At 42.2% G+C, this 18,765-nt stretch carries 16 protein-coding genes and 1 other annotated feature; of the genes, 2 read left to right on the top strand and 14 right to left on the bottom strand.

Translation table 11 applies throughout. The features are described from left to right. Positions 1-432 precede the first annotated feature (432 nt). From pepF to HHK01_RS05150, 13 genes are all read right to left on the bottom strand, one after another. Complete coding sequence (gene pepF / locus HHK01_RS05210) at positions 433-2,241, bottom strand: oligoendopeptidase F (protein ID WP_170006732.1); 1,809 nt, start codon at positions 2,239-2,241, stop codon at positions 433-435. Positions 2,242-2,363: 122 nt separating this feature from the next. Further along, positions 2,364-3,461, bottom strand: a complete 1,098-nt coding sequence (locus tag HHK01_RS05205; RefSeq protein WP_170006731.1) for a competence protein CoiA — start codon at positions 3,459-3,461, stop codon at positions 2,364-2,366. Positions 3,462-3,632: 171 nt separating this feature from the next. After that, complete coding sequence (gene cls / locus HHK01_RS05200) at positions 3,633-5,159, bottom strand: cardiolipin synthase (RefSeq protein ID WP_170006730.1); 1,527 nt, start codon at positions 5,157-5,159, stop codon at positions 3,633-3,635. A 61-nt stretch (positions 5,160-5,220) separates the two neighbouring features. Then, on the bottom strand, positions 5,221-5,862 hold the full coding sequence (gene mecA, locus HHK01_RS05195; protein ID WP_170006729.1) for an adaptor protein MecA: 642 nt from the start codon (positions 5,860-5,862) through the stop codon (positions 5,221-5,223). A gap of 421 nt (positions 5,863-6,283) precedes the next feature. Then, positions 6,284-6,682: a transcriptional regulator SpxA gene (gene spxA / locus HHK01_RS05190; RefSeq protein WP_170006728.1), complete on the bottom strand. Its 399-nt coding sequence runs from the start codon at positions 6,680-6,682 to the stop codon at positions 6,284-6,286. A 311-nt stretch (positions 6,683-6,993) separates the two neighbouring features. Next, entirely contained in the window at positions 6,994-7,605 is a 612-nt protein-coding gene (locus HHK01_RS05185; protein WP_170006727.1) for a hypothetical protein, read from the bottom strand. A gap of 50 nt (positions 7,606-7,655) precedes the next feature. Continuing rightward, a complete protein-coding gene (locus HHK01_RS05180; RefSeq protein WP_170006726.1) occupies positions 7,656-8,240 on the bottom strand; it encodes a GNAT family N-acetyltransferase in 585 nt (194 codons plus the stop codon). Between the two features lie 327 nt (positions 8,241-8,567). Next, on the bottom strand, positions 8,568-9,767 hold the full coding sequence (locus tag HHK01_RS05175; RefSeq protein WP_170006725.1) for a putative glycoside hydrolase: 1,200 nt from the start codon (positions 9,765-9,767) through the stop codon (positions 8,568-8,570). A gap of 191 nt (positions 9,768-9,958) precedes the next feature. Beyond that, positions 9,959-10,894: an ABC transporter ATP-binding protein gene (locus HHK01_RS05170; RefSeq protein WP_170006724.1), complete on the bottom strand. Its 936-nt coding sequence runs from the start codon at positions 10,892-10,894 to the stop codon at positions 9,959-9,961. Then, entirely contained in the window at positions 10,894-11,952 is a 1,059-nt protein-coding gene (locus HHK01_RS05165) for an ABC transporter ATP-binding protein (protein ID WP_170006723.1), read from the bottom strand. Before HHK01_RS05165 ends, HHK01_RS05170 begins: the two co-directional genes overlap by 1 nt. Positions 11,953-11,974: 22 nt before the next feature. Then, entirely contained in the window at positions 11,975-13,000 is a 1,026-nt protein-coding gene (gene opp3C, locus HHK01_RS05160; RefSeq protein ID WP_170006722.1) for an oligopeptide ABC transporter permease, read from the bottom strand. Continuing rightward, on the bottom strand, positions 13,000-13,929 hold the full coding sequence (gene opp3b, locus HHK01_RS05155; protein WP_170006721.1) for an oligopeptide ABC transporter permease: 930 nt from the start codon (positions 13,927-13,929) through the stop codon (positions 13,000-13,002). The genes opp3C and opp3b overlap by 1 nt, the downstream gene beginning before the upstream one ends. Before the next feature lie 140 nt (positions 13,930-14,069). Then, entirely contained in the window at positions 14,070-15,746 is a 1,677-nt protein-coding gene (locus tag HHK01_RS05150) for a peptide ABC transporter substrate-binding protein (RefSeq protein ID WP_170006720.1), read from the bottom strand. A 314-nt stretch (positions 15,747-16,060) separates the two neighbouring features. Between HHK01_RS05150 and HHK01_RS05145 the strand changes: the two genes are divergently transcribed. After that, a complete protein-coding gene (locus tag HHK01_RS05145; protein ID WP_170006719.1) occupies positions 16,061-16,402 on the top strand; it encodes a DUF3899 domain-containing protein in 342 nt (113 codons plus the stop codon). A 36-nt stretch (positions 16,403-16,438) separates the two neighbouring features. Beyond that, positions 16,439-16,694, top strand: a binding site (T-box leader). Positions 16,695-16,738: 44 nt separating this feature from the next. Continuing rightward, complete coding sequence (gene trpS / locus HHK01_RS05140; protein WP_170006718.1) at positions 16,739-17,731, top strand: tryptophan--tRNA ligase; 993 nt, start codon at positions 16,739-16,741, stop codon at positions 17,729-17,731. Between the two features lie 161 nt (positions 17,732-17,892). Here the strand turns inward: trpS and HHK01_RS05135 are convergent, their stop codons facing one another. Continuing rightward, entirely contained in the window at positions 17,893-18,639 is a 747-nt protein-coding gene (locus HHK01_RS05135; RefSeq protein WP_170006717.1) for a YjbA family protein, read from the bottom strand. Positions 18,640-18,765 lie beyond the last annotated feature (126 nt).

The following is an 18,765-nucleotide window of genomic DNA, read 5'->3' as shown; positions in this document are numbered from 1 at the left end:
TTAGGCTGTGCACTGACTGCTCCGTCTTCAAAGCATCGAAAGGTCACATGCAGTAAACGTGACTGCTCTTCTACAATTTGATGTGACCGTTCTACCTTTGTCCTCTAGCCCATAGAGTGTACTAAGCCGAAAAATGAAAGGTGTTCATCGAGACGCCTGTCGTTTCAAAAGGAGGATCGTATGAAACGGGTTCAGTGGATTTTACTAGTTGTCCTTCTCGCCTGTTCCTTTGTTTTGAATGTGTTCGGCATGATGAGACTTATCCCACTCTTCATTACCGTCCCTGTTCTACTTGTTTCCTGGATCGTTTTTTTCCATATACTTAACAACCGCAATAGGTTCCGCCGCCATTGAACGACGACCATTGATTGCTACTGAAAGAAAAAAAGGCCGATGGAGACTCCCCATCAGCCTTTTAATCGACAGCAACAATTACGATAACAGCTGTTCCATTTTTTCTAGATTTTCGCGGAATAAGCCACATGCCTGTTCAATCGGCTTTTGTGAAGTCATATCTACACCTGCAGAACGAAGCACGTCAATAGGACCCTCTGAACTACCTGCTTGTAGAAACTTCAAGTAACGGTCTACAGCTGGCCCGCCTTCTTGTAAAATTTGTTGGCTAAGGGCAGCAGCAGCACTAAAACCTGTTGCATATTGATACACATAATACCCCATATAAAAATGAGGAATACGCGCCCATTCTAAGCCAATGCTTTCATCAATGTGCATATTGTTTTTGCCAAAATATTTTTCGTTTAGCGCGTAATACATATGTGTAAGTGCCTCTGCTGTGAGCGCTTCCCCTTCTTGCGCTTTTTGATGGATCATATGCTCAAATTCTGCAAACATCGTCTGACGGAAAACAGTCCCGCGGAATCCTTCTAAGTAATGGTTCACAAGATATAGTTGCTTCCGCTCGTCATCGATATTTTTCAGAATATAATCTTGCAAAAGTGCCTCATTACATGTTGAAGCTACCTCGGCAACAAAAATGGAATAGTTTCCGTACGGATAAGGCTGCGTTTTTCGTGTGTAGTAGCTGTGAACGGAGTGGCCGAATTCGTGTGCTAACGTAAACAAATTATTTACGTTATCCTGCCAGTTCATTAGGATATATGGGTTTGTTCCATAAGTACCTGACGAGTAAGCTCCAGAACGCTTCCCTTTATTCTCATGAACGTCTACCCAACGATTTTGGAATCCTTCGTTCAGAACACCTAAATATTCTTCTCCAAGTGGCGCTAACCCTTTTTGCAAATAAGCTTTCGCTTCCTCATAGGATACTTTCATATCAACGTCTTTCACAAGCGGTGTATACAAATCGTACATGTGGAGTTCGTCAACACCAAGCACTTTTTTCCGAAGGTTGACGTAACGATGTAACAAATCAAGGTTGTCATTCACGGTCTTGACTAAATTATCGTATACAGTCTCGGGAATTTCGTTTGTGCTTAAGGCCGCCTGGCGCGCAGACGAATAACTTCTTACACTTGCTGAAAAATTATTCTTTTTCACGTTTCCGCTTAGCGTACTAGCAAACGTATTTCGGAATCCCCCGTATGTATTGTACATCGCCTCGAACGCATCTTTGCGCACACGCCGGTCACTACTTTCTAAAAAGCGGGTGTAACGTCCGTGCGTCAAACTCACCTCTTCACCATTTTCATCTTTAATGGTTGGAAATTCTAGGTCCGCATTGTTCAGCATGCTAAACGTGTTTCCACTCGCTTGAAAAATTTCATTCGCTTGTGCGAGAAGCGCCTCTTTATCCGCATCCAAAATATGTGGGCGTTGTTTGTTCAACCGCTCGAATTGCTTTGCATACAAATGTAGTCCCGCGTGTTCCTTCGTATACCTTTTGAGCGTTTCCTCGGACAGAGATAGCAACTCTGGCTCAACGTAGGAAAAACTGCTAGCCACTTGTGTATACAATCCTTTCGCACGATCGTCCATTCGTTGATACGCACCGTTTGTCGTGTCTTGATCGTAGCGCATGTGGGAGTATACATAAAGTTTCCCCATTCGCTGTGTCACTTCATCTTGGTATGTCAACGCTTCAAACACTGCATCTGGCCCGTTTTGGAATGTCCCTTGAAAATTTTTCGCTTCGTTTAATAACTCTTTCACCTGCTCATACTCTTGATCCCATGCTTCGTCTGTTGCAAAAATATCTTCGAGCTTCCACGTATCATCTGCTTGAACTTGATCACGTGTCGGCAACGCACTTGTATTCGCCATTCATACCACTCCCTCTAAAATATCGTGTAAAGTAGCAGTCACCTCTTTGAACAAGAGAATTCCACACTTTTTGCTACCCTATTTTTTTTCGACAAATCTAGTCTATGTTCCTGCCTCATATCTTATTTTTTCGAGTGGCGAAAGAATTGGTTGCCAAATTGTGTGTAAAATTGTGTGTACGCTTTCGTAAGCTCTGCCTTTGTCAAAAACGGTCTTTGTGTATAAAACCTAGTAAGTCCACACATTTGCAACACCTCTTTATACTTCCCTATCGCCGACTCCCATGCCTTATCACAAACAACGCCAGGAAACACATGTTGCAATTCACGAACAATTTGGGCAAAAGGAAGTGCAGATCGTAACCCTAACCACACCACGCTCTGCCAATGTGGAGCAGCAGGTAACGAGAGAGAAACATTCACAACAGGAATTCCTACTTCGAGAGGAAATGAGGGATACGTAATTCCTAGTTGGAGGTAATAGGTCGTCAGCCGTTTCGGAAGCGGGCGTAGTGTCCATGTGGAAACGAGTAGCCTCCAAGATAAAATAGCCTCTTGTATGGATGTAGTTAAAGATGGACGGTGAGTGTTTTTGGAAAGTGGAAAAGCGTTTGTGATGGCAATGGTGGTATGAGGAGCATATGGGTACAAAAACGGAAATGTGTATAAAATTCGTTCATTCGTATGGAGAAGGCGCAAATTGCGATGTAATGAGGAGAACTTGGCGAGTCTTTGGAAACGGAAAGTCGATGGCTTCACACGATTTACAGCTGCTTGCGAGACAATCCATACAGGTGTGTAACCGGCAGCTACATATCCGTTTGTGCGTTGCTGATACGCTTCAGAAGATAATGGTGAATGTTGAAATTCGATGGCGTACCTCTTGTTGGCCGTGGTAACGAGTAGATCTGGTCGTTGTGTTAAATTCGGCAACATCGCTTCAATCTTCACTTCCGTGTGCTGCCATCCAGTAAGTACCTCGAATAATAGTGCTTTTCCAGACAAATGAACGGCCGTTTCTCCTTCCGAAAATGATACACAAGCCTCTCTTTGTTTATGTGCAAAATGCGGTAACGTTTCTGAGCCAATTTTTAAAATAACATCTTGTTGGCAAGCTGGACATCGAAACGCTTCTCTCTTTCTCCATTTCTTCACCTCATCACGTGGGATTGCAGGATCTAACCAAATAGCACGTCCTGTTTTCGTTTCAGCAACAAACAAATGTCGTACCCCTCTCTTCTATCGTCGTTTAGCATCCCAAGGCTTGCTAGCGGATTCCGACATCTCGATCGCAGATTCTAGCCTAATACCGGCTCGGAGTGTCAGGATTCCGCGCATTTTGTAGCCTTTCTCTTATTATTCGACAGATTGTAACCATTTCCTGCCTTAGAACTATAAAAGTGGCGAAAGAAGTCGTGAAGTGGACTCCAGTACACGACGCCAAAAAGGACGTTTTATAAACTCGTCTTCATGGAGAGGACGTGAATGGAGGAGATCTTTTTTAAAGTCTTCAATGAGCTTCGATGTACTGTGAGTGCGATATAAAAATGCGTTCACTTCAAAATTCAAATGAAAGCTGCGCATGTCCATATTTGACGTTCCAATAGAGGCAAGCTCCTCATCGACCATAATCGTTTTTGAGTGCATAAAGCCTTTTTCATATTCATAAATTTTGACACCTGATTCTAACAGCTCGTGAAAGTAGGACCTTGAAGCAAAATAGACAATCCATTTATCGGGGGTTTTTGGTACCAATAATCGTACGTCCATGCCACTGAGTGCAGCGATCTTCAAACTCGTGAAAATATCCTCATCTGGAATGAAATACGGTGAGGCGATGTAGACAGATTTCTTCGCTGACGTAATCATCGCAAAGAAGATATTTTTAATCACACTCCATTCGTTATCTGGACCACTAGCGAGAATTTGCACCCCGCCATGTTTGCTTTCTACGTCTAAAGGTGCATCTAAATACTCTGGAAGCAACAAATTATCATTCGTCATGTAATACCAATCTTGTAGAAAAATCAATTGCAAAGTACGTACAGCCTCTCCCTTTACGTACACGTGTGTATCCCGCCAAAAACCGAAATGCTTATTAAGACCCATATACTCCTCCCCTATATTTAAACCACCAACAAAGCCAACCTTCCCGTCCACAATGATAATCTTACGGTGGTTTCGGAAGTTCAGCTTACTGTTTAAAAAGGGGAGCTGTACCGGACCGAATGCGATTACTTCAACCCCAGCCTCTCGTAGTTCTCGTATGTAACGATTTGACAACCGCCAAGACCCTACCGCATCAAATAGAAACCGAACTTTCACCCCGGCCTTAGCGCGCTCCATTAAAATATCCTTAAGACGCTCGCCTATGCTATCATGGCGAACAATATAGTATTCCAAGTGAATATGATGCTTTGCGGCTTTCAAAGACTCAAAGATTTTATCAAATGTTTCTTCACCGTTCGTCAATATATGAGAAGCAGTGAGAAATGAAATCGGACTGTTTCCTAATCTCTGTGCAAGCATGAACAATTTGCGTTGATGTGGTGATACATGGGCAAACTGTTCGTCTAACTGCTCTTGATTCCAATCAAATTGATGGAAGGCTTGTTTGTCAAGAAAGTACTTTTTTCGATACATCCGCTCTCTGCGATAATTACGACCGAATAATAAATAAAAAAGGAACCCGACAATCGGAAAGCTTCCTAGAACGACAAGCCACGTCAGGGTTTGCGTAGGATGCCGATTCTCCAAGAAAATGACAAAGCCGATTGCTATAACCGACAATGTTAGCAAGATAGAAAACGTACTTAGGAAATCAAATTGCCGAAAATCAAACTGCATTGTTCTTTTGGTTACCCAGATAACTGAAAGCAGCCCCAAGACAAACAAAACAATTCGTACAGTATGTTTCATCGCATAATCACCACTTCCTATAACTGGTTACTTAAAAAGCCGATTCAATCGAATCGGCTTTTTAAGTAAAGTGTTGACGTAAAACAGCAAGGGCATTATCTTGTGCCACACTTGTTCCGTATTCTTCTAGACGATGAACCGTTAAAGGCGATTCTTCACTGTATTCAAGCAAAATGCTGAGTACGTTTTCAATTTCTTCCTCTGTTGCTTGTTCTTCCTCGAATAGAGTATACAAGTAGTATTTCCCTTCATACGCGTACAGGCTGTGGGAGAAAAAATCAGGAAGATCACGCTTTGCTAACGAAACAGCATCTTCAAAGTCATCGAACACGACGAGAAATTCTAACGTATCATTGTCTTCCTCTTCCATAGCAGCTTCCAACAAATCCTCGATATTCTCGTTCATACCACTTTGCTTTTTATCATCTGGCATCGGCAACTCGAACTTTTGTCCGTCTTTAGTAACTTGTGCTTTCGTCACGAGTACTTCTAGTCCTTTTTCAAGCGCCTGCACCTGAATCCAGAGAGGCCCTTCAACCATAAATTCTTCTTCTTGATGAACTTCATCCATCATTTCCCAAAAGAGTTCTTCACTCCGTTCGCGATTGTACCAAATTTCTTCTTTGTCAAAACCGCGCTCCTCTATATCCAAGTAAGAGATGTAAAACTTCACCGTATTCTCATTGATGCGTTCGATTTCCATGCTGCCTCTCTCCCTTCTATATGGATGGGGAAGGGACTCTCACCCATTCGGGTATTTAGTACCGCTTGTATTTACTCTTTGTTAGAAATTCAAAAGTGCCTTCAACAAGACTCTCCTCGATCTCAAATAGTAAAGTAGGTATCGACTATTGTATACCTTGTACTCCTATTTTATGATACTTTCGCTCGAAAGGGAACGGAAAAGGTTTGCCACAAAAAAAATCAGCATTCGCCTAGTTCATTTGCACTTTTTCCTCTAACTCAAAAGAAAGTGTACCATACGTGTACATGAATGAAAAAGCGTAACTGAAATGATCACTACTCTGACATTGTACGGCAGAATTAATTTTCCTTAGTACAGTTGCCTTTAAAGGCGCAAAAAGCACCTTCATGGTGTACACATGAAGGTGCTTACAGTTAACTTATTCGTTGACCAGCCTTTGTGCCTCGCGTAATTGAAATGTACGAACCTTTCGAGGCAAAAAGCGACGAATTTCATCTTCGTTGTACCCAACCTGAAGACGTTTCTCATCTAAAATGATGGGACGTCTGAGTAAACCAGGGTGATCTTTCACCAATTCGTAGAGCTTCTGCATCGGAAGACTGTCCAAATCAACATCTAACTTTTGAAAAGTTTTAGATCGAGTGGACACGATCTCATCGGTACCATCTTCGGTCATGCGCAAAATCTCTTTAATTTCATTAATAGAAAGCGGTTCTAAAAAAATGTTCCGCTCTTGATATGGAATGTCGTGCTCTTCTAACCACGCACGAGCTTTTCGGCATGATGTACAGCTTGGTGATGTATAAAGGGTTACCATTTTTCAACACGCTCCTTGAGACCAATTTAGTCATAATCGGTACAACAGCAGGAAGGTCAACAATCATCAGTATCAGTTTATAATAAATACAAACTGTAAATTGATAATAACTTCATTATACACGAATCCATTCCCGATGAATAGTCGTTGCAAAGAAAAAATGTGACAGTTTCTTGCAAGAATACTGTTTAAAATTTAAACTTTAGTATCTTTAGTATGCTATACCCCCGCACACGCGTACGTAAACGATCTTTACACAAATAGTTTCGACTTCGATTACCTAAAGTCCTTCTTTTCTCAAGTAAGCAAGTTTATTTGAGAAAGGAGATAGAGAGTGGATAGACGCGCGAACCCGGCGGAAGTGACCAGGATTGCCTGTTCGCGGATATCGGCTCCTGATCGCGGATATATTCTCCTGATCGCGGATATATTCCCCCGATCGCGGATATCTGCCCCTCACCGCGGATATATTCCCCCGACCGCGGATATATTCCCCTCACCGCGGATATATTCCTCTGACCGCGGATATCTGCTCCTGATCGCGGATATATTCTCCTGTTCGCGGATATATTCCCCTGACCGCGGATATATTCCCCTGTTCGCGGATATCGGCTCCTGTTCGCGGATATCTGCCCCTCACCGCGGATATATTCCTCTGACCGCGGATATCGGCTCCTGTTCGCGGATATATTCTCCTGTTCGCGGATATATTCCCCTGACCGCGGATATCTGCCCCCAACCGCGGATATATTCCCCTGTTCGCGGATATCAGCCCCTGACCGCGGATATCTGCCCCTCACCGCGGATATCTGCTCCTGACCGCGGATATATTCTCCTGACCGCGGATATATTCCCCTGACTGCGGATATCTGCCCCCGACCGCGGATATCGGCTCCTGTTCGCGGATATCGGCCCCCTATCACCTTTTTGGGTCAAAAAAAAGCCTAGAGATTGGTGGTCTCTAGGCTTTTCCTCAATCCAACTCGTCTAGCATATTGAGCGTATCTTCCCGTCGATCTTGATCATAATGCAACACTTCATCTACCGGTTGATACTTGGTTCCATAAAACTCGGTGTCTTTGTACGTATGAATCATGTTGTACGTCTTTTTCATAGCGTTATAAATCATCTCTTCTGATTCGTCATTCGGTGACCAGTACAGAATTTCCATCTGATTCACTTCATTTGTTGCTAAAGAACGACGACTATAGCCGATTGATTGTGCATGCTTAAATCCTTCGCGCTTATAAAACTTTAGACGTTTCTCGTTATCGGTATCCTCATAATCAACAGGTTCTACTTCAAGTATGATCGGCTTGTTTTTTTCTTTCATCTTCTGAATCATCTCGTGCCCAATTCCTTTGCCACGCGATTCTTTTGAAACAAACAAATAATCTATAAATAAAAACTCAGGAAGTTCTGCGTACATGAGTACATGGTATTGCCCCTCATCTTTATGGTAAATATCACTGCGTTCTTTCAGTAACGTTTCCATGTGCTCACGTGACTTCATTTCTTCAACAGGAAAATATTGATTTAATTTCTCATACCAATGCATGGACCTACTCCTTTGTAAGTTTTACAGTGCCCTTCTTATTCAAAGTATGCATCCTTACGAGAAAAAACATACAAGAGGTACGAATAAGCGCCCTTGTTAGATCAAATAGAAAGACTACCAATTGCGAACGGTTTTAGCTTGCTCTCCTTCCTCTACCCGTTTTTCCATGAGGTAAACATCAAAATGTAATTAATTTTACCTTAAATGGAATTTTCCACTTTGTCTTAGTAGTTCGTGGCACGCGTGCCTGGCGTGGTTGATTAAGTGCCTGGATTGCCCAGGTAAAAAAACGTACAGCAGCTTCATTCACTACCGTACGCTGTTCATTTAAGGTGTATAATCTACACCCTCAGTATAGGAGTTTCCTGCGTCCCAAAGTAAAAATTCATTAATACCATTGTCTTGAAGCGCTCTAATCTGGGCTTCAATTTCTGTTACACCGTACGGCAAATAGTTTCCTGACCCTAACCAGCTCGCCGTGAAATCTTGTAGCCATGGACGTGAGGTAGGCGCGTTTTCTAGTTCAGCTAGCTTCGCGTTTTCCACTTTTGCGTACTCATTAATCGTGTCATATGGTTGCAGGTCAGGTTTCGTAATACCAAAGTAACTCGTCCAGTGACTCGGATAAATCATGCTAGAAATGACATCAACATTGGCGGAGATCTCTGAGAAATTTTGTCCAATACCGGGTGCTTCAGGGATGGTAGCCGTGTAGCCAAAAATATCTACGGAAACATCTACATCATAAGGTTCGAGCTGCTCCTTTGCATACGCAACGAAATCTGTGACTGCTTGCACACGACGGTCTACGTTCGTTCCCTCTATTGAATCGTACTCCCCTCGACTGTACTCCAGAATTTCGTCGCGTGTTTCAAACCCTTCTGGAAACCGCACATAGTCGAACTGAATCTCCTGGAAGCCAAGTTTCGCAGCCTCAATAGCAATGCCTACATTGTACTCCCAAACCTCTTTAACAAAAGGATTGACAAACGAATCCCCACCCCCGTTTGTCCAAACTTCACCGTTCTCTTTAAAGGACCAGTCAGGTGTTTGTTTAGAGACAACTGAATCCTTAAATACGACGATACGGGCAATCGGATAGATTTGTTTCTCTTCCATATCTTCTAGCAGTGCACGTGGATCTTGAATGTAAGGCTTTCCTATCCGATAATACGGAGAGTCTTCTTCAGGTACGTACGTCACATTCCCCAAATCATCTTTTATGTCGATGACCATTGCGTTCAAGTCCGTCTCTGCCATCAGCCGCGTAAGCTGTTCATACCGACTTCCACCAGCAGAATACCCTGTCACATACACCCCTCTCACCGCATCAGGGTACTTGAAGTTCAACCCAGAATCGTAAACAAAACGAGGGGGCGCTTTTGGTAATTCTTTTAGCTGACCTTGCCACTCCTTCGTTTGGTGAATGGACACTTCTTGATTTTCCTCTGCTCGTCCTTGTAAAGACATGCTCCCTAATAAGGCTATCGATGCAATTCCTGCACAAAGTAATGATTTCCAGTTCATGCTGCCCTCTCCATCCTATGAACTCTCATTTTCTAACTTTATTGTAACAAGATTTTCATAGAAAGTCAGAAGCTTTTCATACATTTCACCAATTATCGAGGCAAATTATTTGACAAAATTTGAGTTTGCTATTTCTGTTATCAAATCAGCCATTCAAAAAGACTCGCCACCTAATGTGACGAGCCTGTTGTTTATTTCAAACTTTGTTGATATTGCTTCAACTCTCGCTCAGAACAGTATACGTAGTGCTCTGGAGAAACTTCACGCATTTTTACTTCTTCGTCTTCTGCATAATTATGAACGGAAGGATCGTAAGAAAATCTTGTGCGCGTGCGTTCTGTTTCCGGATCCGGAAGCGGAATCGCTGAGAGAAGCGATTGCGTATACGGGTGCAAAGGGTTTTTGTACAATTGTTCACTCGTCGTCACTTCCACGAGTTTACCGAAATACATGACGCCAATACGATCACTAATGTACTTCACCATCGAAAGGTCATGGGCAATGAACAAGTATGTGAGTCCCTTTTCCGCCTGTAACTGTTTTAGCAGATTTACCACTTGGGCCTGGATAGAAACGTCGAGTGCTGAGATCGGTTCATCGGCAATGATGAATTCTGGTTCAACGGCAAGTGCACGAGCAATCCCAATTCGTTGACGCTGACCTCCAGAGAATTCATGCGGATAACGATTGGCGTGCTCTTCGTTTAGTCCAACAGTCTCTAACAACTCCACAACCCGGGCGCGACGCTCTTTATCATTTTTCGCTAACCCATGAATATCAATACCCTCGGCAATCAAGTCGATCACTTTCATACGAGGGTTTAATGATGCATAGGGATCTTGGAAAATCATCTGCATTTTTCGGTTGAATTCACGAAGCTTTTTCTGTGACTTCTTCCCATGAACGTCTGTACCATTGAATATAACCTGACCATCTGTCGCATCGTACAAACGAATCACAGTTCTTCCAGTTGTTGATTTCCCGCAACCGGATTCCCCTACAAGCCCAAACGTCTCCCCTTTATAAATATCAAAAGTGATGTCGTCAATCGCACGGACTTCATTCGGTTTGCCTTCGTTAAAGTATTGTTTTAAATGTTTGACTTCCACTAACTTTTCTTGTGCCATTAGAAGTCCTCCTTCTGTAATGAAGGTTTGTCTTCAGGTTTCGTTCTGCGCTGACGAATAGTAGCAGGCGGTTCTACCTTTGGTGCATCTGGATGGAGCAACCATGTTTTCGCAAAGTGCGTATCAGACACTTGGAACATTGGTGGCTCCTTTTCTAAGTCGATTTGCATCGCATTCGGATTCCGCGGTGCAAACGCGTCACCCTTCGGCGGATTAAGAAGATCTGGTGGAGTACCAGGAATAGCGTAAAGTTCTTCTTCGTCAGCATCTAAGCTAGGCATGGAACTGAGTAGTCCCCACGTGTATGGATGCTGAGGATTGTAGAAAATTTCATCCACTGTACCAATTTCTACAATTTGCCCACCATACATAACGGCAACACGATCCGCAACGTTCGCCACCACACCAAGGTCATGGGTGATGAAGATAATGGACGTGTCAATTTTCTTTTGCAAATCCTTCATCAATTCCAAAATTTGTGCTTGGATCGTAACGTCAAGCGCCGTTGTCGGTTCATCCGCGATTAGCACTTTCGGATTGCAAGCTAGTGCGATCGCCACAACTACACGTTGACGCATTCCACCAGAAAATTGGTGTGGATATTGCTTGAAACGACCCTCTGCATTTGGAATTCCTACAAGGTTCAAAAGTTCAATAACACGCTTTCTTGCTTCTGAACGACTCATGTTTTGGTGTTTCAACAATGGCTCCATAATTTGCTTGCCAATTGTCAACGTCGGGTTTAGTGACGTCATCGGATCTTGGAATATCATCGAAATTTCTTTACCACGAATCCCTTGCATTTCTCTTTCCGAAGCTTTGGCTAAGTCTTTTCCGTCAAACACAATTTCACCTTTCTTAATTTCGGAAGACTCTTTTGGGAGAAGGCGCATGATAGATTTTGTCGTGACAGATTTCCCTGACCCTGACTCACCTACTATCGCTAACGTCTCTCCTTTGTGTAAGTCAAAACTTACCCCACGAATAGCCTTTACTTCCCCAGCAAACGTGTGGAAAGAAAGATGTAAATCATTTACAGATAATAACTTTGTAGACAACGGTATTCACCTACCTTATTCATTATTTTCGCATCTTCGGATCGAATGCATCGCGCATTCCATCTGCCAACAAGTTAAAGCAAATCATAATGAGTATCAGGACTATTGCTGGAAACCACAAATTTTCTGGGTATTGACGCATCGTTCTAAATCCACTCTCGATTAACGTACCAAGAGACGCTGTCGGAGGCGTTAATCCGAGTCCGATAAAGCTTAAAAATGCTTCAAAGAAAATAGCACTTGGGATGGTGAACATTGTGTTTATAATCATAAGCCCAAAAGTATTCGGGTAAAGGTGTTTCGCCATAATCCTACGATCTGACGCACCTAACGTTCTTGATGCTAGGACAAATTCTTGATTCTTTAGCTTCATTACCTGTGCCCTCACAACACGTGCCATACCTGTCCACCCCGTAATTGTTAGAGCGATAGTAATAGAGAGAATTCCCGGCTTCAAAATGAGAATCATCAAGATAACAACGATCAAGTTAGGAATTCCTGTCAGAATTTCGATAATCCGTTGCATAATATTGTCCGTACGACCGCCGTAATAACCAGAAACAGCTCCGTACGTTACCCCGATGACCATGTCAATAAATGCTGCTAAAAAGGCAATGTAGAGAGAAATTTGCGTTCCTTCCCACACACGAGTAAACAAATCACGTCCGAAGCGGTCGGTACCGAAATAATAGTACTCATCTTCCCTTCCCTTTTCCACGTACTCATTCACTCCGTCATCATTTTCACCGTCAAAAGGGAGCCAGCTAACATTTTCAAGTACAGGAATACGAGACGGCATGTAAGCTCTGGATGTATCTTGTTTTTCTGAATCGTATCCACTAATTACAGGCCCAAGAAACGCCATAATGATAATGATTATAATAAGGAACAAACTGATGATCGCTCCCCAGTTTTTCCGAATACGTAACCATGCATCCTGCCAAAAGCTAAGACTAGGCTTTACAATTTTTTCACTTACATCATCGTGAACGTTTGCGGGTTGAAAAAGTTCTTTAGGCACTTTTGTGATTTTTGGTTTATTCGCCATTATCCTTTCCCCCCAGCAACACGAATACGTGGATCAATAATTCCATATAGAATATCCACTACAAAAATAATTACAATAAACAAAAATGAGAAGAACATGGTCGTTCCCATAATGACTGGATAATCATTTTCTTGAATACTACGTACAAACTGATCACCAATACCAGGAATCGCAAAGATGTTTTCAATAACGAGTGAACCTGTCATAATACTTACCGCTAACGGACCTAATACCGTAATTAATGGAATTAATGCATTTCGAATTGAGTGGTTCACAGCGATATTCCAGCCAGATACCCCTTTCGCTCGGGCTAGTTGGATATAATCACTTCCTAGCACCTCGATCATTTCTGTACGCATGAAACGGGCTGCCGTCGCTAATGGGAAAATGGCGAGCGCGATTGTCGGTAAAATACTGTACTCTGGTCCTTCCCAAAAGGCAACTGGAAACCATCCCAATTGTGCAGCAAAATAATACTGTAGAAAAGCAGCGAAAACGAACGATGGCACCGCTTTTCCGATTACCGCTACAAACGTACTCGTATAATCAATCCAGCTATTTTGGTAAATAGCTGCAATAATCCCCAACATGACCCCTAAAAGCGTACCGAGAATAATCGATTGGAAACCGATTGTGAAGGATGGACCGATCCGATCCAACAACAATTCAGTAACTGATGTATTGTCAAATTGGAAAGATACCCCTAAGTCACCTTGGACTAAATTTCCCATATACGTGAGGTATTGAACAGGTAATGGTTCGTCTAACCCATATTTTTCATAAAGAAACTCAATCTGTGATGGAGAGAGTTTCTCCTGGTTGGCAAACGGAGTCCCCGGAAGGAATTTCATTAAGAAGAATGTTGCAGAAGCAATGATAAACAACGTAATCAGCATGTAAATTGCACGCTTTGTAATATACTTTGCCAACTCTCACACCTCCCATTATTTGCATTCAATCTAATTTTCAACATTGTTCGACAATTTCTATACAAGGGAAAAGAGAGCCCGTAATTACACGGTACTCTCTCCTTTCGCCACGTTCAGTTAACCTTGTGTTAGTTAGTTAGTTAGTTAAGAGACATGTATTTGTAATCCCACTGCGCTCCAGCTGGATGTGGTACAAGTCCTTCGATATTTTCTCTAATAAGGTAAGATGTTGAACGTTGGTAAAGAGGTACAATCGCTGCATCCTCTTCCATGAATACACGTTCAGCTTCTTGGAACGCTTCAAAACGTTTTACAGGATCAGTAGCAAACTCATTTGACGCTTGTTCAATTAGAGCGTCATACTTTTCACTTGAATACGCCATGCTGTTGTTAGATCCGTCAGTAATCCAAAGGTTTGCAAATGATTTCGCATCTAGGAAGTCAGCTCCCCAGCCTGCATTTTGCATTTGGTAATCAAGTGCAAGGTCTCTGTCAAGACGTGTTTTGAATGTTACTGGTGCGAGGTCAACTGTAAGACCTTCCAAGTTAGATTCCAGCTGTGCTTGAATGAATTGGTCAATGTTTTTCGCATTCTCTGTGTCTCCACCAAGAATTTCGAGTGTGATTGCATCTTGACCTAATTCTTCAAGTCCTGTTGCAAACAACTCAGCTGCTTGTTCAGGATCGTACTCATAGAAATCACCGTATGCTTCACGGAAATCTTCCCCTGTTTCAGGGTTTGTTACAAAGTTAGACGGGATAAAGTAGTTAGCAGCAACTGAACCATCTTTAATGATGTCGTTAACCATCGCTTCTTTATTAATCGCCATATTCAATGCTTTACGGATGTTTACATTTTGTAGTGCAGGGTCTTGTTGATTTAACTTCAACCAAAATACTGTTGCTTCTTCATAGATGATTTTTTCTGGTGCATCCGCATAAAGATCAGCGTTGTTACCAGTTAAGGTAATGAGATCAACATCCCCAGCATCCCAAAGGTTTGCAGCAGTACTTGCTTCTTTTACAACACGAACTTCAATTTCTTCAACATCTACATTTTCTGCATCCCAATAATCTTCGTTCTTCGTGTAAACCCATTCCTGTCCAGTTGGGCCTTTCCATGTATCAAGAACATATGGTCCGTTATAGATCATGCTACCTGCGTTTGTTGCATAATCAGTGCCAACTTCTTCGTTATACGCTTTGTTTTGTGGGAACAAAGTTGGGAAAGCTGTTACATACAAGAAGTAAGGAGTCGGCTTTACGAGCTCAACAACTAACGTTTTGTCATCTGGTGCGGTAACTCCCAATTCTTCAAGTCCAACTTCTCCAGCATTTACTTCAGTAGCGTTTTTAATAACGCCACCTAACATGTAAACACCATATTGTGCGTCATTTTCAAGTGCAGGGTCTAGAGCTTTTCGCCATGCGTAAACGAAATCGTTTGCAGTAACTGCTTCTCCGTTTGACCATGTAACGCCTTCACGAAGTGTGAACGTGTACGTCATTTCATCTTCAGAGATGTCAACACTTTCAGCCATCGCTGGGACTGGTTCATTATCTTCACTAATACGGTATAGACCTTCAAATACGTTGTTCATAATGGAGAAGGAAACCGTATCTGCTTCAAGTGCAGTATCCAGTCCAGGTGCTTCCGCAGATTCAGTAAGTGTTACTTTAGTTTCTTCAGTTCCACCGTCATCCCCACTACCATCAGTAGCTCCGCCGCTTTCTTCTTCACCGCCGTAGCAGCCAGCAAGAAATGCACTGAGCACTAATGAAAGGGCTAACAGTAGTAAAAATTTTGACTTCTTCACTTGTCAAAGACCTCCCTTTTTTCTTTTAGACTTTCAAAGGTTATTATACAGAATACGAAATAAGTGTAAATATTTTTGTTTTTACTGACTATTTACAATAAATAATCAAAAAACACACATGTAATCTTGTATAATAACGTTGCAAGAATCATTATGACACGATCCGACAAAATCTGCAATTACTTTTCTGAATATAGTATTTTATCGGGTATGTTCAAATGTTTGCGTTACCGTTACAATCCTACCAGAAGTCCAAATATTATGCTAGTATAAATATACAAGTGACAGAAAATTGAACACACGGAGGAATTTCTTTGCGACACCTTTTAACCTTTGTAACAACAAACATAATTATTGTACTAATATTACTCATTTTAGATCAAGTATTTACTTTAACGCGGTACATAGATGTAACTTTTTTAGCTGCATTAGTATATCTTTTGTTAGGGCTCCTCGTGTTTGTTGTGAAAGGTGGGTTTTTTGACACTTTGGCAAGCTCATTTCGAAAAGTGATGCCCAAGAAAGTGGTTGGTGATACTGAACCACTGCGTGCACCGAGCGAAACATTGAACGTTCCTTATAAAGGTTTGCTTATTCAGGCAGGATTATTCGCGCTCGTCTCTCTAGTTTCGCTGTTCTTTTATTACAATACTTGATTTGTTTGTGTCAATTTTCGTATAATAAAAAGAAATGATTGAACGTAGAAGAAGAAGAGTACTTTTCGACACGTAATTTCTAGAGAGTTTGTGGGCGCTGAAAACAAACAATTACACGAAAAGGAATGGACTTCGGAGTCTCATGTGGAACGCTTCTTGCAAGAGGTGAGTATCCGTGAGCGGGTTCCTCCACGTTATGGAGTGAGAGACGAGTAATTGTGTTGAGTTCAAAACTTTTCGAACTTCCATACTCGTAATAAGGGTGGTACCGCGGAAACCATTCGTCCCTTTTATTTTAGGAGACGAATGGTTTTTTTACGTTCAGAAAGGGGCTATTTGATGAAACGAATTTTTTCAGGTATTCAACCGAGTGGCACACTAACCATCGGCAATTATATCGGGGCAATGAAGCAATTTGTCGAGTTGCAAGACGAGTATGACTGCTTTTTTTGTATTGTAGATCAACACGCCATTACCGTCCCACAAGATCGACTCAAACTTCGCGAAAACACAAGAAGCTTAGCTGCTCTCTATCTCGCAGTAGGACTGGACCCAGAGAAAATTACGCTTTTTATCCAGTCGGAAGTACCTGCGCACGCTCAAGCAGGATGGATTTTGCAGTGCATTTCACATATCGGCGAATTAGAACGCATGACACAGTTTAAAGATAAAAGCTCTGGCAAAGAGTCTGTTTCTGCAGGTTTGCTAACGTATCCGCCATTAATGGCAGCAGACATTCTCCTGTATAACACGAATCTCGTGCCCGTAGGAGATGACCAGAAACAACACCTAGAGCTCACTCGTGATTTAGCTGAACGATTTAACAAGCAGTACAACGATGTGTTAACGGTTCCAGAAGTGCGCATTCCAAAAGTCGGCGCTCGCGTTATGTCCCTGCAAGACCCGAAAAAGAAAATGAGCAAATCTGATTCCAATCAAAAAGCGTTCATTTCCATGTTAGATGAGCCGAAACAAATCGAAAAGAAAATCAAAAGCGCAGTGACAGACTCTGACGGAATCGTCCGCTTTAACAAAGAACAAAAACCTGGCGTGTCTAACCTTCTTTCCATCGAAAGTATTTTGTCAGGAAACAGCATTGAAGACCTAGAAGCAAAATACGAAGGTAAAGGCTACGGAGAGTTTAAAGCGAGTGTCGCGGAGATTCTTGTCCAAACACTAGAACCGGTTCAGAAACGCTATTATGAACTTATGAAGTCTGAAGAACTCGACCGCATTCTAGATGAAGGCGCAGAAAAAGCGAACAAAATCGCCGGTAGGATGCTAAAGAAAATGGAGAATGCAATGGGATTAGGACGAAAGAAAAAATGATGGCCAACTTTATTCGCAAAACATCTTACTCATAACAAAAAGGAAAGGTTGTTCATCTTTAAAGTGAACCGCCTTTCTTCTACTTGTTTTTCTTTACATAATATCGAATCCGTAGAAACCCTCTCATTAAAAAATCGCTCCCCATGCAGGGAAGCGCTCTTTTAATTTACCCTCGAACCGTGCTCCATTTCCCACAACTTCTCAAAAAATGGTTGCCCTTTAATCATCGTTTCGCACAGGTGCACGTGTTTGTCTGACCATCCAGAGCATGCTTCTTGAAACAGCCTCTCCCATGCACGCGCAAAGTTCATATCCTGAATTGTCATATACTCATCAGGGAACCACTCAGTCAACCAATACCTCACCTCAGCGACATTTTCTGTGTTGTGCAATTGGTCAAGGGCCATAAACAATAATTGTTTTAACTGTCTTTCTTTTCGAGTAAGCCCCTTCATACTTTCTGGAGAAGGTGACAAAATGTGATGCTCTTTTGTTTGATTACGTATGGGGTATTCGGTCCACTTTGCATCCTGGTTTTCCAACATATCGTATACGAGCTGCTCTTGTCTTGGAATAAGACGACTTTTCCGAATCGGTACTTTATACCCAATCGTATCTACTGCCAGAATTCCGATTCCATCAGATACGACAAAGCAAAAGTCCATTTGAATACGTTCATGATTTTTCCGTAAATACGCCTTTTGATAAATAGCATCCAATAACGACTGCGGCAGCTCCATTAAATCATTTTCTATGTAGGAAAAAAACGCTGGAGACACTTTTAGTAGCGGAACTTGATCTAATAACTCGACTTGATCGTCCTTTCGCCACTCATGAAAATGGCACACATTGTACCCATTCTCTTCTCCTTCAAACCAATTGACCCATACGTCATGAAGATACAACATTCACTGACCCCTCGCTTCATAACTGTTTGTCCACAGTATGGACACGAGGCAGGCAAATTATTCCTTACTCATAACGATTTGAACAAGATTAGCGATTTCAATTCACTTGTATCCACGGAAGACGGG

This window comes from Bacillus fonticola (genome assembly GCF_012955605.1).
In the GTDB taxonomy this organism is placed as follows: Bacteria; Bacillota; Bacilli; order Bacillales; family JC228; genus Bacillus_CG; species Bacillus_CG fonticola.
This window is presented reverse-complemented; position numbering and strand designations above follow the sequence as displayed.